The following is a 603-nucleotide window of genomic DNA, read 5'->3' as shown; positions in this document are numbered from 1 at the left end:
CAGGGGACGTGTCCCGATAGGGGCCTTCGCGACAGGCACCGTCACAGTCTTGACCGCCCCGGCCCGGCGACGGCCACCAGCACCCGAGGCGATCAGGAGACAGGCGACCTTGCCCAGCATCACGCAGCCCGCTGCCCCGTGTCACATCACGGCCGACGCCGCCGAGGAAGTCCTGCTCGGTGTTGACACCCACAAAGACGTCCACGCCGCGGCCGTCATCACCGTGCTCGGCGTCACTCTGGACGGCCGCGGCTTCCCGGCGACCGCCGAGGGATACCGCCAGCTCCTGTCCTGGGCACGCTCGTTCGGCACGCTGCGGCGAGCCGGGGTCGAGTGCACCGGATCCTACGGCGCAGCCCTGACCCGGCACCTGCGGGCCGAGGGTATCGAGGTGACCGAGGTCAACCAGCCCGACAGGGCCGCCCGACGGCGCCACGGCAAGACCGACGCCGTCGATGCCGAAGCCGCCGCCCGCACCGTGTTATCCGGTCGCGCCACCGCCGCAGCGAAGACGAGCGACGGCCCGGTGGAGATGCTGCGGCTGTTCAAGCTGGCGAAGGGGTCCGCGATCAAGTCCAGGACCCAGGCCATCAACCAGCTCAA

Annotated in this window: 1 protein-coding gene; it reads left to right on the top strand. The window is 70.8% G+C overall.

What is annotated here, in order from left to right; translation table 11 throughout:
• Positions 1-109: 109 nt before the first annotated feature.
• Positions 110-603, top strand: a 494-nt coding sequence (locus tag ACTWQJ_RS52085; RefSeq protein WP_443313310.1) for an IS110 family transposase, incomplete at its 3' end; no start/stop codon positions are given.

It is taken from the genome of Streptomyces sp. KR55, assembly GCF_052245645.1.
In the GTDB taxonomy this organism is placed as follows: Bacteria; Actinomycetota; Actinomycetes; order Streptomycetales; family Streptomycetaceae; genus Streptomyces; species Streptomyces flavusporus.
Note: the sequence above shows the minus strand (reverse complement) of the source record. Positions and strands in the feature narration are given on the sequence as shown.